Consider the following 13076-nt stretch of genomic DNA (forward strand, 5'->3'; position numbering starts at 1 on the left):
TCTCGGTGAAGTAGCCCGTCAGCTGCTGGATGAGCGCGGCCAGCACGATGCCGATGACCACGGCCACCAGCGCGAGGATGCGCGGGTCGCCGTCGCCCGCTCAGGCCGCGCCCTCCCGGTGGGGGCGGTCGGGACCGCTGGGGTCCTGCCTGCGCTGACGCGCTTGCCCTGGTAAGCCCCCCCGGCGAGCACCCGGTCACCTGCCCTGAGCGACGCCCGGATCATGCCCCCGCGTGCCCTTCCGAATGCCGCCCCGGCCCACCCGATGCACCCTGGTTGGACCAGAAGGAGACCAACCGCACCCGGGGGGAGCCGCCCGAAGGCGCGCAGCTCGTCGCCCCCGCCGTAGCGGGCGCCGCCCGGGGCTTAGGGGGCGACGCCTCCCTCCAACTGGTGCCGGACTCCGCCGTACTCACCGTCACCGCCCCCGACGGCGGCACCCGCACGGTCGTCGTGCACGGCTTCCCCGAGGTGTTCCGCCTCGACCAGGTGGCCGCGGTCAAGCCGCTCCGGGAGGAGGTGGAGCGCGGCGGTCTCGGGCTTGCGGAGGCCGATCGCCGGCTCACCGCCATCGAGCGGTCGCTTTCGCCGTACCCGTGGTGGCAGAAGCTCCTCGGCATCGACCTGGTGGCGACGGTGATCTCGGTCGTCACCATCCAGGCGTTCGCCGGCGACCCCTCGCACGGCGGCCCGGTGATGCTGATTGGGACCGCTGCTGGCCATGGTCTACGCGACGGTGGCCGTGCAGTCGCTGGTCACCGGGCTCGCCGGGGAGGTCGTGGGCACGTTCGTGGCGGCGGCGGTGCTGTCGGCCGCGACGACGGTGTACGCGCGCGGGCCGGGCCGCCCGCCCCGGCTCGTCCTCATCCTGCCCGTCACCTCGATCGCGGTTGGGCTGCTGGTGGGAGCCGTGCTCGTGTCCCCGCGGAACGGCCCGGCGGACGGCTGAGGCCCCGGCCGGCGCACGTCTCTTGCGTACTGCGGCCGGTGCGCCTACCTTCTCCGCACCGCAACCGCACCTGCGACGCGTCCAGCCCCGATCCCTCTCGAGCGAGCGCACGGTGCGCCGGTCCGGTGTGCGCGTGCGCCGGAGGACCGCCATGACGAAGCGCGCCGTGCCCGCAGACCCCGCCGACCCCGTCGCGAACCGCCTCACCCGCCGCGCCCTGCTCGCCGGAGCGGGGGCCGCGGCGGCGGTGCGCCTCACCCCGGCCCACCGCATCCCCGCCGGGAGCGCCGCGGCCACGCTCGCCGTGCCGCCGGCGTTCCCCGCCGGGATCCCGCTGGCGCAGCAGACGTTCCGCAACTGGTCGCGGGAGATCCTCGTCGAGGGCGTGTGGACCGCCACCGCCCGCACCCCGCAGGACGTCGTGGTCCTCGCCGACTGGGCCCGCGCCCAGGGCTGGCGGCTGCGCGCCCGCGGTACGGGCCACACCTGGACGCCGCTCGTCGCCGACAACGGCGAGGACGTCTCGCGCACGCTGCTGGTCGACACGACGACGTACCTCACCGCCGTCACCGTCACCGGCAGCCAGGTCACCGCGCAGACGGGGGCGCTGCTGGAGACCGTCCTGACCCGGCTGGAGGCCGCCGGCCTCGGCCTCGCCGCCACCACCGCCCCCGGCGAGATGACCGTCGGCGGCATCCTCGCCGTAGGCGCGCACGGCACCGCCGTGCCGACGGCGACGGAGCAGCCGCCGCAGGGTGCGGGCTTCGGCACGCTGTCGGACCTGGTCACCCGGCTCACCGCGGTGGTCTGGGACACCGCCGCGGGCCGCTACACGCTGCGGACGTTCACCCGCTCCGACCCGGACATCGCGGCGTTCCTGGTGCACCTGGGCCGGGCGTTCCTCACGGAGGTGACGCTGCAGGCGGCGCCGAACCAGCGGCTGCGCTGCCAGAACTTCTACGACGTGGACGCGTCGGTCGTCTTCGGCCCGCCCGGGACGACGGGCCGGACCTTCGGCAGCTATCTGACGAAGACGGGCCGGCTGGAGGCGATCTGGTACCCGTTCACGTCCGTGCCCTGGCTGAAGGTGTGGAGCGTCGCCCCCACCAAGCCGCTGCTCTCGCGGCAGATCACCGCCCCGTATCCGTACACCTTCGCCAACAGCGTCAGCGAGGAGCAGTCGGCGCTGCTCGGCGCGATCGCGGCGGGCGGCGGCGCGAACACGCCCGACTACTGCAACTGGGCCATGGCCGTCGTGGGTTCCGGCCTGATCACCACCGGGACCTGGGACATCTGGGGCTGGTCGAAGAACACCCAGCTGTACGTGAAGCCCAGCACGCTGCGGATCACGGAGGCGGGGTGGGCCGTGCAGTGCGCCCGTGCCGACGTGCAGCGGGTGGTGGCGGACTTCTGGAGCCGGTACCGGTCGCTGGTCGACGCGTACGCGGCGCGCGGCGCCTACCCCGTGAACTGCCCGGTCGAACTGCGGGTCACCCGTACCGACCCGGCCGCCGGGACCTCGCCGCTGCTGTCGCCCGCGCGCTCCGTGGGCGGGCTCGACACGGTCGTGTGGCTGGACTTCTCGACGTACCCCGGCACGCCGGGGGCGTTCCCGTTCTTCCGGGAGATGGAGGAGTGGATCCTCGCCCACTACGCGGTGGTCCGCCCGGAGTGGTCCAAGGGCTGGGGCTACACGGACGCGGGGCCGTGGACGTCCCTGTCATGGGCGGCGTCGACGGTGCCGCCCACCGCGCGGGAGGTGTACGACCGGTGGGATCCGGCGCGGGTCTTCGGATCGGAGCTGGTGGACGCGCTGCTGGGGTGATGCGCACCCGCCGGGGCGCGCGCCCCGGCGGGCCACCGCCACATCCGGTGAGGAGGCAATCGGCACCGATCGGGCAGATAACATCCGCAAATGACCCAATCTGCGGGCAAGGCGACGGCATCCCGCCGGTGGCATGCGGTGCTCTGCGCGGTGGTCGCGGCGGCGCTGGTCCTCCAACTGGTGCTGATCCTGACCGGCGGTGCCGACGCCACCACGGGCCGGACGGTCGAACGCCTCTCCACGGGTACCCGACTGGTGCGTCTGGTCAGCTACTTCACTATCGAGAGCAACATCCTCGTCCTCGTCGCGGCCGCCACCCTGGTGCGGAGACCGGACCGCGACGGCCGGCTGTGGCGGGTGCTGCGGCTGGACGCACTCCTCGGCATCGCCATCACCGGGCTCGTCTACGCGGTGGTCCTGGCGCCGAAGGTGCACCTGACCGGCGCGGCGCTGTGGGCCACGATCGGCCTGCACTACGTCGCCCCGCCCGCGACGCTCGCCGGCTGGCTGCTGTTCGGCCCCCGCCCGCGGATCGACGCTGCCACGGTGCGCCGGGCGTTCGTCTGGCCGGTGCTGTGGATCGCCTACACGCTCCTGCACGGGGCGGTGTCCGGCTGGTACCCGTACCCGTTCCTGGATGTGGCGGAGCGAGGGTACGCCAGGGCGCTGCTGAACACCGCCCTGGTGCTCCTCCTGGCGGCGGGCCTGGCGCTGCTGCTGGCCTGGGGGGACCGGCGGTTGGCGGCGAGGGACGCGGAACGGGGCGAGCCGGGACGGGCGCGCGGTCACCGCAGAGCAGGCGTACGGGGGAGGACGAGAAGCGGGTGACGGCCGCCCCCGCCCCCGCGCCCGTCACGTGGCCACCGCGTAAGCCTCCCCCTGCCGGGGAGCGGCCGACGCCGGCCACGGATGGGGGCGCTTGCGGGACGCCAGGTCCTCCACCCAGCCGACCAGCAGCACCGCTGCCGCCAGCAGCGGCCACACCAGCGCGAACAGCAGCCACTGCGAGTCCAGCGGGACGTGTTCCGCGAGGAACGGCACCTGCCACAGTCGGTCCGTCACCAGCACCGCCGTCAGCAGCGCCACCTCGTGCCACAGGTACACCGTCACCGCCCGGTTGTTCAGGAGGCGGACCAGGGCGTCCGCCCCGTGCAGGCGGGGCAGCGACGAGGGACGGAAACGCAGCAGGAGCAGGACGAAGCCCAGCGACCACAGGGCCTGGGCCAGGGGGATCTCTCCCAGGTCGTAACCCGCCTCCGGCGTGGGGTGGGTGGCCGTGAACCAGCCGCCCGCGCCCATCAGCAGCCCCGCCACCGGCACCACCACCCGCGCGCGCAGCGCGTCGAGCGAGCCGTCGCGATGGGCGAAGCCCAGCAGCCAGCAGGCCCCGAAGACGGCGAAGTCGGCGACGGCCGCCTCCGCGAGCAACGGCAGCCGCACCCACTCGTACTGGAACACCGCCGCCAGCGCCACCGTGGCGCCCATCAGCGGCCACCGTATGCGCCGCCACGCCCACAGCAGGACGGGGGAGAGCAGGACGAACCACACGTACGCGCGGATGTACCAGAGCGGGCCCGTCAGCTGCTCGCCCCACTCGCTGCCCGGCGGATCGGCGACGGGCAGCACCCACAGCGCCAGCCTCGGCCACTGCGCCGGAGTCCAGCCGCGCCACAGCATCCAGCCGACCGCGAGCACCGCGAACGCCCAGAACGGCGGCAGCAGCCGGCGCAGCCGCGCCCGGATCACCCCGGCCGCCGGACGGCTCAGTGAACGCGCCATCAGCGAGCCCGCCAGCGCGAACATCACGCCCAGGGACGGGAACACGAGCGTCAGCCAGGCCCAGCCGAAGGTGTGGTAGACGACGACGCGGATCAGGGCGAAGCCCCGCAGGACGTCGAGATAGCGGTCGCGGACCGGTGGGGCGGCTGCTCCCGGCACCGCGGCCGGAGCAGCAGACGACGGCCGTACCAGCCCCGCCACCGTCTGCTCCGTGACCTCCCCCGTACGCCGCAGCTTGTGCCACGGCAGCCGGTGGCCGCTCAGCGCCGTGAGGCAGGCGTGGATCAGGACCAGGTACATGAGCTGGCGGTAGACCAGCTGTTGCAGGGGCAGCGCCCACAGATGGCGCGGCGGTTCGCCGTCGAGGCGGAACGCGTACGCGGCGCACGCCGCCTGGACCGCGAGCAGCGCGCCCCAGGCGAGCGCCGTGCGCGCCGGGTCGAGGAAGAGCAGGCCGTACACCGCGAACAGGTCGATCAGCGGCCCGAGGAGCGGCGTCACCACCGTGAACAGCGCGACCAGCGGCAGCCCCACCCGGCCGAACCGGCCCGCGTGACCGCGCGCGAGGACCGCGCGGCGGTGCTTCCACATCGCCTGCATCGTGCCGTAGCTCCACCGGTAGCGCTGCCGCCACAGCTGGCGCAGGGTGCGGGGCGCCTCGGTGTACGCGCGGGCGCTCTCCTCGTACACCACGCGCCGGCCGCCGAGATGGACGGCCATCGTCAGGTCCGTGTCCTCGGCGAGCGTGTGGCCGCTGACGCCGCCCGCCTCGTCGAGCGCGGCGCGGCGGTACGCGCCGACGGCGCCGGGGACGGTGGGGATGCAGCCGAGTACGTCGTACATGCGGCGGTCGAGGTTGAAGCCCATGACGTACTCGATGTGCTGCCAGCGGCCGATCATCGTGGAGCGGTTGCCGACCTTGGCGTTGCCGGCGACCGCGCCGACGGACGGGTCGGCGAAGGGCTGGACGAGCGCGCCGACGGTGCCGGGTTCGACGAGGGTGTCGCCGTCGACCATCACGATCAGGTCGTGCCGGGCGTGCGCGAGACCGGTGTTGAGGGCGGCGGCCTTGCCCTGGTTGGACTGGCGGAGGACGGTGGCCCCTGCGACGGCCTCGGCGAGCGCGGCCGTGTCGTCCGTGGAGCCGTCGTCCACCACGATGATCTCGACCGGATGCCTCGTCGCCGCCAGCGCCCGCAGGGTGGACTCGATGCAGCGGGCCTCGTTGTACGCCGGGACGATCACGCTCACCGGGGTGGTGACCGGCGGCCCCCACGAGAAACCGGGGCGGCGCCGGCGGCGGGCATGGCGCCGGGCCAGCGCGAGCATCGCGAGGAAGCGGGCCACCACCAGCAGCCCCACCACCGTGAGCAGCGCCACCAGTACCGGCAGGGTCCACTCCGAGACGACGACCGCCCCGACGAACGCCCGCCCCTGCCACAGCCGTACGCCGTCCACGGGGGTGTTGACCCCGGTCATCCCGGTGGCACCGGCGACCGTGTCGAAGCGGTACCCCGACGCGCGCAGCCTCGGGATGAGCGTCTCCAGCGCGGCCACCGTCTGCGAACGGTCGCCGCCCGAGTCGTGCAGCAGCACGATCGCGCCCCGCCCGGGCTCGTCGGGTACCGCCCGCTCGGCGATGACCGCGGCCCCGGGGCGCTGCCAGTCGCCGGTGTCGAGGTCGTGGAACGCCACCACGTAGCCCTTGGCGCCGAGTTCCGCCAGCACCGGCCACGAGGCGTTGTCCAGCGCCGCGGGCGTCGATGAGTACGGCGGCCGGTACAGCGAGCTGTGGATGCCGGCCGCGCCGGCCAGCGCCAGCTGGGCCCGGGCCGTCTGCCGGTCGATGCCGGCGGGGTCCTGGTAGGCCAGATCGGGGTGGTTGAAGGTGTGCAGCCCGATCTCGTGCCCGTCGCGCACCATCCGGGCGACCAGACCCGGGTTGCGGGCGGTCTGCGCACCCGTGACGAAGAACGTGGCCGGTACGTCGTAGCGGCGCAGCACGCGCAGGATCCGCGGCGTCCACTCGGGGTCCGGGCCGTCGTCGAAGGTGAGGACGATCGTACGGTCCGGCACGCGCACCGAACGCACCCGCGGCCCGCGGGCGTCGACCACCGGGCCGCCGTCCAGCACCGCCTGCGGTACGCGGTCGTCGGCCACGAGGGGGTGGGTGCGGTGGTCCGCGGCGTAGTCGCCGCGGACGTAGCCCGCGAGCAGCAGCGCGCAGGCCAGGGCGAGGAAGGCGAGCAGCGCGACCGCGGCACGCAGCCGCGGCCGCGGTCGCGCGTCACTCACGCGGTGTCACCGCTGGTCGGTGCCTCGGTGGTGTCCCGGCTGTCCGTGTCCCCGGTCTCCGTGTCGGCGTCGGAGCCGAGGAGTTCGGCGACGGGTTCGACCGCCTCGGTGACCGGTTCCAGGGACTCGGTCACCGGCTCGACCGCTTCGGCCACCGGCTCGGTCACGGGCTCGAGGGCCTCGACGACCGGGTCGGTCACCGGTTCCAGCGCCTCGGTGAGCGGTTCGACGACGTCGCCCACGGTGTCGGTGACGGGTTCCAGGGCTTCGGCGACCGGGTCGACTATGTCGCCGACGGCGCCCGTCACGGGTTCCAGGGTGTCGCCGACGGCGCCGGTCACCGGCTCCAGCGTGTCGCCGACCGCCCCCGTCACCGGCTCGAGGGCGTCGCCCACCGGCTCCAGCGCGTCGCCCACGGGCTCCAGCGCGTCGCCCACCGGATCCGTGCCGGGGGAGTCGGCGCCCTCCGGCGGGTCCGTGGTCCCCGGCGAGTCCGCCGGCGGCGTGTCCGTGCCGGGTGCCGGGTCGGCCCGGTTCACGGGCAGTTCGTCCGGCGACGTGGAACCGCCCTGCTGGACCGTCGTCACCGGCGAACCGGCCGACGGCGGGGCGCCGTCGCCGACGCGCGGGGGCAGGTCCGACGGGCGCCGGGTGCCGGGTGCGGCCCCGTCGCCGACGCCGGGGGCGCCCGCGCGGGGCGGGCCCGGGTCGCCGTGGCCGGAAAACGGCCACATGAGGTCCGGTGCGAGGGGGCCGACGCCCAGCACGCTCAGCCCGAGGGCCAGGCAGTACGCGCCGCAGGTGCCGCCCATTCCCCAGCCGGCGCGGCGTACCCAACGGGCCCGTCGTCCGGTGGAGTCGACGAACACCGGTGGGACGGCCTCCCCTCGGTGCCCTTCCTCGCGCGGCTGCTCTTCTTCCGGTAAGTGCACGTCCGCCATGGGAACCACCCCAGAGGCTCGGTTGAATTTTGAAGCACCGAGTCTAGTCAGGCACCTGACATCTGTAAGGGGCGAGTACCGGTCAAAACCTGCATATCCGACAGGTGTTCGGTATGGGTATGCGCCGGCCTACGGGCCGCCGTGAAGGCCGCCGCCTCAGGCCGGCGCCTCGTCCTCCCGCCAGTACCACCCCTGCACCGGATCGCGCCGCAGCTGCGCCGCCTCCACCAGGGCCCGGCGTACCGCCGCGTGGTCCGTCTCGCCTGCGTCGCACCACGAGCGCAGGATCTCGTTGACCGCGGGCTCGTCGTAGATCCGGCCGGGCTCGAAGGCGTTGCGGGCCAGATAGTCGAGGACCAGCAGCTGCTTGCCGTACTTGGCGGGCAGGCGGCGCAGCCGGCCGTCCTGGAGGAACCCGCGCAGCTCGTGCGGGACGGGGGTGTGCGTTGTCGTCATACGCTCCAGCCAACCCGCGGGGCCCGAGCCGCGTCCATCGGTTTTCGGACGGCCGGGCGCCCCGGCGGTCGTTCACTCCCAGCGCGAAGGCCTACTCCCACGCGAGATCCGCCCCGCACCACGCGCAGAAGCGGTCGCCGGCTTCCAGCGGCTCGGCGCAGCTGGGGCAGCCCGGCGCGGAGGTGCCGACCGGGTAGCGGTGCTCGGGCCAGTAGCCCCCCGCCGGTGCCCCGGGCGTCTGCGCCAGCCACGCGGGGGGCAGCGAGAAGTCCATCGGCGACGTGTCGGTGACCCGGGCTCGCGCGATCTCCAGATTGCCCCGGCACGCCACCGCGTAGCGGTGGTCCGCGCCGAGGATCCGCTCGAACTCCTCCAGCGCCTGCTCGTACAGCGGGATCGCGCGGTCGAACTCGCCCGCGGCCCGGTGGGCGGTGGCCAGGTTGCTCCGGCACGCGGCGGTGTCCGGGTGGTCGCGGCCCAGGACCTGTTCGTAGTCGGCGAGTACGGACCGGTGCAGCCGGATCGCCTCCTCGAACGCCCCGGACAGCCGGAGCGCGCTCGCGAGGTTGTTGCGGCTGCCCAGGGTGCGGGGGTGGCCGGGGCCGAGGACCCGCCGGTAGCCCTCAACGGCCGCGGAGTGCAGCGGGATCGCCCATTCCATCGCGCCCGCCGCCTGGTAGGCGCCGGCCAGGTTGTCGAAGCTGTTGAGGGTGTCGGCGTGGTCCTCGCCGAGCAGCCGTCTGCGCTGCTCCAGGACCTCCAGGTGCAGCGCGATGGCGAGTTCGAGCTCCCCCGCCGCCTGGTAGGCGCCCGCGAGATTGCTGCGGCAGGCGAGCGTACGGGCGTCGTCGCCGCCGAAGACCTGCGCCAGTTTCGCCAGGCTCCGCTCGTACAGCGGGATCGCCCGGTCCGTGTCGCCCGCCGCCTGGTACGAGCTCGCCAGGTTGCTCAGGCTGACGTGCGTGTTCGGGTGCTCCTCCCCGTACTGCAGGCGGCGCTGGGCCGCGACCGCCTCGCACAGGGGGACCGCGCTGCCGAGCCGGCCCTGGCGCCGCAGCTGGTCCGCGGCGGCCATGAAGACGCCGAGGGCCTCCGACCGGTAGCCGTCGGGCGTCGCGACGGCGAGTGCCTGGATGTGGGGGAGGAGCGGTTGCCAGGCGGGCCATGCCTGTTCGGCGGGCAGCCGGGCCTCGGGGATCGTGGCGGCCATGGCGCGTTCGGCGTCGGTGCGGCCCGGGTGCGCCGGGCCCTCGGACGATCCGGGGCCCGTACGGGGTACCGAGCGCAGCACGGTCTGCAGCAGCCGGTGGATGGTGAGGCCCTGCCGGGTGAGCGTGATCATGTGGTAGCTGTGCAGGACGCCCAGGGCCCGGTCCAGTTCGGCGGTGCTCCCGGCGAGCGGGGCGAGCACCTCGCGCGGCAGGCTGTCGGGGGCGAACCACGCCAGCGCGTTCAGCAGCCGGACCGCCTGCGGATTCCGCTGGGTGATCGCGTCCAGGGTCAGGCCCCAGATCCGGGCGATGGTGCGCTGCGCGTCGATGCCCTCCGCCGCCTCGTCCAGCAGCGGCCCGAGTGCCCGGAGATACGCGGCGCACGACGTCTTGGTCTGGTGCAGATAGGCGCCCGCCTGCTCCAACGCCAGCGGGAGGTGGCCGAGTTCGGCCGCCAGCCGGCCGGCCTCCTCGCGTTCCGCGTCTGTCGGCGGGCGGCCCGGGAAGGCCAGGGAGCAGAGCAGGCTGGTGGCGTCGGAGGGCGTGAGCACGTCCAGGGTGATGGTGGGCGCGATGCCGTGCCACCCGGTGCTGCGCCTGCTGGTGACGACATGGTGGCCGCCGGGGAGCGTGCCCAGGTACGGGCGCAGATCGGCGGGGTCCTCGACGTTGTCGAAGATCAGCAGCCAGCCCTGGTGCCACTGCAGCCAGGCGAGCGCCCAGGCGGTGTGCTGGGCCGGCTGCGCGGTGCCGGCCCAGACGGGATCGAGCCGTACGGCGAGGGCGGCGAGGCTGGCGTCGATGTGGTCCGGGGATTCGGCGGTGATCCACCAGACGACGTTGTACTCGGCGCGGTAGCGGTGGGCGTACTGCAGCGCCAGCGTGCTCTTGCCGACCCCGCCCAGGCCGTGGACGGCGTGTGCCTGGGTGATCGCCGCGTCGCCCTTGGACGTCAGCGCCGCGCGCAGCCGGGCCAGGGCCCGGTCGCGGCCGAGGAACAGGCTGGTCGCCGCGCGCGGCAGGTTGGACAGCCCGGGCGGCGCCTCGATGTCCCGCGCGGAGAGACCGGCCTGCGGCGGCAGGACGACCAGTTGGTCGATGTCGCCGGAGATGGCCGTGCCCGCCAGGTGCTGCGCGGCGATCGCCCGCTGCCCGGGCGCGGAGACCCGCGCCGGCCCGTCGGGCGTCATCGCGGTCATTCCCGGATCGTGGCGGAGTCGCCGGTGACGGCGATCCCGTCCAGGTGCTGCGCCGCGATCGAGCGCTCGCCGCTCGCGGTCACCGTGACCTGCCCGGCCGGCAGCAGCGCGGCCACCTCGTCCCGCAGCGCGGGGTCGTCGCGCAGGGCCCGCTTCAGGAGTTGGCGCAGTGCCGCGAGCGCGTCGGCGTCCGCGGGATCGGCGCTCGCGTCCGCCACCGCGGCCTCAAGGTCCGCCTGCTGCTCCGGTGTACGCCGGTGCCAGACGAGTTGCAGCAGCCGGCGGCCCAGGTTCGCCGTGGCGTCGGCGCTCGCCGTCTCGGCCCGGGTCAGCACCGCACCGCCGTACGCGGCGAGTGCGGCGGAGAGACAGGGGCCGGCCTGCTCGGCCAGCCGGACGATCTCCGCATCCATGATCCGCCCCCTGTCGCACGGCGCGCCGGTGCACGACGAGCCCGAAGGCCGCGGGCGACGCGGGTCGCCGTGGCGCGCGGCTACGACAAGGGTGCCAGACCTCACGGACGGTTTCCCCCGTACCGGACCGGCCGGCCGGGCGCGTGGGGCCGGCCGGGGCCGGTCCCCCGGCCGGCCGGGCCGGAGAACGGGGTTGAACGTAGCATCCATGCAAGTTCTTGCGGAAGCCTTGCGGCGGCGAACCCGGGTAATATGTCACGGCTGTTACTCGCTCATGTCGCCGGGGTTGACCGAAGCCGTCCACGCTCATACCGTCTCTCCGCAACAGCAGGCTGAATCTTTCAGCAAGAACCTTCAAAGACTTTCCAGGACCGTTCCCAGGACCTTCAAGGACCGTCGCGAAGGACCCCGAGGCCTTACGGGCATGGCGCGTTGCCGGACGAGGCTGCCCCGTCACCCGCACCTCCCCCCACACGTGCAGGAGGAGAAATGGCCAGCAGAACCGCCGCGGCCGCACTCGCGCTCGCGGCCGCCGCCGGCTTCGTCCTCACCGGATCCGTGCCCGCGGCGCAGGCCGCGCCGCCCGGGACCAAGGACGTCACCGCGGTCCTCTTCGAGTGGAAGTTCAGCTCGGTCGCCAAGGAGTGCACGAACGTCCTCGGCCCGGCCGGCTACGGACTCGTCCAGGTCTCCCCGCCCCAGGAGCACATCCAGGGCGGCCAGTGGTGGACCTCGTACCAGCCCGTCAGCTACAAGATCGCCGGGCGGCTCGGCAGCCGCACCGACTTCCAGAACATGGTGAACACCTGCCACGCCGCCGGGGTCAAGGTCGTCGCCGACTCCGTGATCAACCACATGTCCGCGGGCTCCGGCACCGGTACCGGCGGCTCCTCGTACACCAAGTACAACTACCCGGGGGTCTACTCCGACCCCGACTTCGACAACTGCAAGTCCCAGGTCTCCAACTACCAGGACCGCTGGAACGTGCAGAACTGCGAGCTGGTCGGTCTCGCCGACCTCGACACCGGCGAGGAGTACGTCCGCGGCCGGATCGCCGCGTACCTGAACGACCTGCTCTCCCTCGGCGTCGACGGCTTCCGGATCGACGCCTCCAAGCACATGGCCGCCGCCGACCTCTCGAACATCAAGTCCCGGCTGACCAACCCGAACGTCTACTGGAAGCACGAGGCCATCTACGGCGCGGGCGAGGCCGTCCAGCCCAGCGAGTACCTGGGCTCCGGCGACGTCCAGGAGTTCCGCTACGCGTACGACCTCAAGCGCGTCTTCACCAGCGAGCGTCTGGCGTATCTGAACAACTTCGGCGAGGGCTGGGGCTACATGTCCTCCGGCCAGTCCGCCGTCTTCGTCGACAACCACGACACCGAGCGCAACGGCTCCACCCTCAACTACAAGTCCGGCGCGAACTACACCCTCGCCAACGTCTTCATGCTCGCCTGGCCCTACGGCTCCCCGGACATCAACTCCGGCTACGAGTGGAGCGACGCCGACGCGGGTCCGCCGAACGGCGGCACGGTCAACGCCTGCTGGCAGGACGGCTGGAAGTGCCAGCACGCCTGGCCGGAGATCAAGGCCATGGTGGCGTTCCGCAACACCACCCGCGGCCAGGCCGTCGTCAACTGGTGGGACAACGGCTACCAGGCCATCGCCTTCGGCCGCGGCACCAAGGGCTACGCCGTGATCAACCACGAGTCCTTCGGCATCAGCCGCTCCTTCCAGACCCAGCTGCCCGCGGGCAACTACCGCGACCTCCAGCACGGCGCCTGCGTGAACGTGAACAGCACCGGCTGGTTCACCGCCACCGTCGCGCCCCAGACCGCACTGGCGCTGCGCGCCGGCGCCACCTGCTAGCCGCCCCCCGGTCAGCAGCGAACCGCACCGAACCGGCCGCCCGGGCTCCCCACCGGGCGGCCACCCCGCCCAAGGAGACACGCCCTGATGAGACCACCGGCCCCGCGCCGCACCGCCGCCGTCGCGGCGGCGGCGCTGC

General features: G+C 73.7%; 9 protein-coding genes and 2 pseudogenes. 5 read left to right on the forward strand and 6 right to left on the reverse strand.

Annotated features, from left to right (window positions below):
- Positions 1-393 precede the first annotated feature (393 nt).
- The 4 genes and pseudogenes from AB0M28_RS37465 to AB0M28_RS37480 all read left to right on the forward strand — a co-directional run.
- Positions 394-648: pseudogene (locus AB0M28_RS37465) on the forward strand (threonine/serine exporter family protein); the annotation flags it as partial.
- Between the two features lie 55 nt (positions 649-703).
- The gene (locus AB0M28_RS37470) at positions 704-949 is read left to right on the forward strand and encodes a hypothetical protein (protein ID WP_365414803.1); all 246 of its coding nucleotides are present in this window, start codon (positions 704-706) and stop codon (positions 947-949) included.
- 151 nt (positions 950-1100) lie between these two features.
- On the forward strand, positions 1101-2774 hold the full coding sequence (locus AB0M28_RS37475) for a cholesterol oxidase substrate-binding domain-containing protein (RefSeq protein ID WP_365414790.1): 1674 nt from the start codon (positions 1101-1103) through the stop codon (positions 2772-2774).
- A 90-nt stretch (positions 2775-2864) separates the two neighbouring features.
- Positions 2865-3602, forward strand: a complete 738-nt coding sequence (locus tag AB0M28_RS37480) for a Pr6Pr family membrane protein (RefSeq protein WP_365414792.1) — start codon at positions 2865-2867, stop codon at positions 3600-3602.
- A gap of 24 nt (positions 3603-3626) precedes the next feature.
- Here AB0M28_RS37480 and AB0M28_RS37485 read toward each other — a convergent pair whose 3' ends face one another.
- From AB0M28_RS37485 to AB0M28_RS37510, 6 genes and pseudogenes are all read right to left on the reverse strand, one after another.
- The gene (locus tag AB0M28_RS37485; protein WP_365414801.1) at positions 3627-4754 is read right to left on the reverse strand and encodes an acyltransferase; all 1128 of its coding nucleotides are present in this window, start codon (positions 4752-4754) and stop codon (positions 3627-3629) included.
- A gap of 12 nt (positions 4755-4766) precedes the next feature.
- A pseudogene (locus AB0M28_RS37490) lies at positions 4767-6821 on the reverse strand (bifunctional polysaccharide deacetylase/glycosyltransferase family 2 protein); the annotation flags it as partial.
- Between the two features lie 23 nt (positions 6822-6844).
- Positions 6845-7789, reverse strand: coding sequence for a hypothetical protein (locus AB0M28_RS37495; protein ID WP_365414793.1), 945 nt, complete (start codon positions 7787-7789; stop codon positions 6845-6847).
- Between the two features lie 156 nt (positions 7790-7945).
- Complete coding sequence (locus AB0M28_RS37500; RefSeq protein ID WP_365414795.1) at positions 7946-8245, reverse strand: DUF2087 domain-containing protein; 300 nt, start codon at positions 8243-8245, stop codon at positions 7946-7948.
- A 91-nt stretch (positions 8246-8336) separates the two neighbouring features.
- Positions 8337-10655, reverse strand: a complete 2319-nt coding sequence (locus tag AB0M28_RS37505) for a tetratricopeptide repeat protein (protein WP_365414797.1) — start codon at positions 10653-10655, stop codon at positions 8337-8339.
- Positions 10652-11068 (reverse strand): hypothetical protein, encoded by a 417-nt coding sequence (locus AB0M28_RS37510; protein WP_365414798.1) that lies wholly within the window; start codon positions 11066-11068, stop codon positions 10652-10654. Before AB0M28_RS37510 ends, AB0M28_RS37505 begins: the two co-directional genes overlap by 4 nt.
- A gap of 489 nt (positions 11069-11557) precedes the next feature.
- On the opposite strand from AB0M28_RS37510, the gene AB0M28_RS37515 reads away from it, so the two are divergent.
- Positions 11558-12937 carry an alpha-amylase family protein gene (locus AB0M28_RS37515; RefSeq protein WP_365414800.1) on the forward strand — a complete coding sequence of 460 codons (1380 nt, stop codon included), beginning with the start codon at positions 11558-11560 and terminating at the stop codon, positions 12935-12937.
- Positions 12938-13076: the final 139 nt, after the last annotated feature.

The organism is Streptomyces sp. NPDC051940, from assembly GCF_040680895.1.
Taxonomy (GTDB): Bacteria; Actinomycetota; Actinomycetes; order Streptomycetales; family Streptomycetaceae; genus Streptomyces.

Excerpts from the sequence above, each read along its gene's own strand:
- AB0M28_RS37475 (WP_365414790.1), top strand. The coding sequence starts at position 1,101 with ATGACGAAGCGCGCCGTGCCCGCAGACCCCGCCGACCCCGTCGCGAAC.
- AB0M28_RS37480 (WP_365414792.1), top strand. The coding sequence starts at position 2,865 with ATGACCCAATCTGCGGGCAAGGCGACGGCATCCCGCCGGTGGCATGCG.
- AB0M28_RS37495 (WP_365414793.1), bottom strand. The coding sequence starts at position 7,789 with ATGGCGGACGTGCACTTACCGGAAGAAGAGCAGCCGCGCGAGGAAGGG.
- AB0M28_RS37500 (WP_365414795.1), bottom strand. The coding sequence starts at position 8,245 with ATGACGACAACGCACACCCCCGTCCCGCACGAGCTGCGCGGGTTCCTC.
- AB0M28_RS37505 (WP_365414797.1), bottom strand. The coding sequence starts at position 10,655 with ATGACCGCGATGACGCCCGACGGGCCGGCGCGGGTCTCCGCGCCCGGG.
- AB0M28_RS37510 (WP_365414798.1), bottom strand. The coding sequence starts at position 11,068 with ATGGATGCGGAGATCGTCCGGCTGGCCGAGCAGGCCGGCCCCTGTCTC.
- AB0M28_RS37515 (WP_365414800.1), top strand. The coding sequence starts at position 11,558 with ATGGCCAGCAGAACCGCCGCGGCCGCACTCGCGCTCGCGGCCGCCGCC.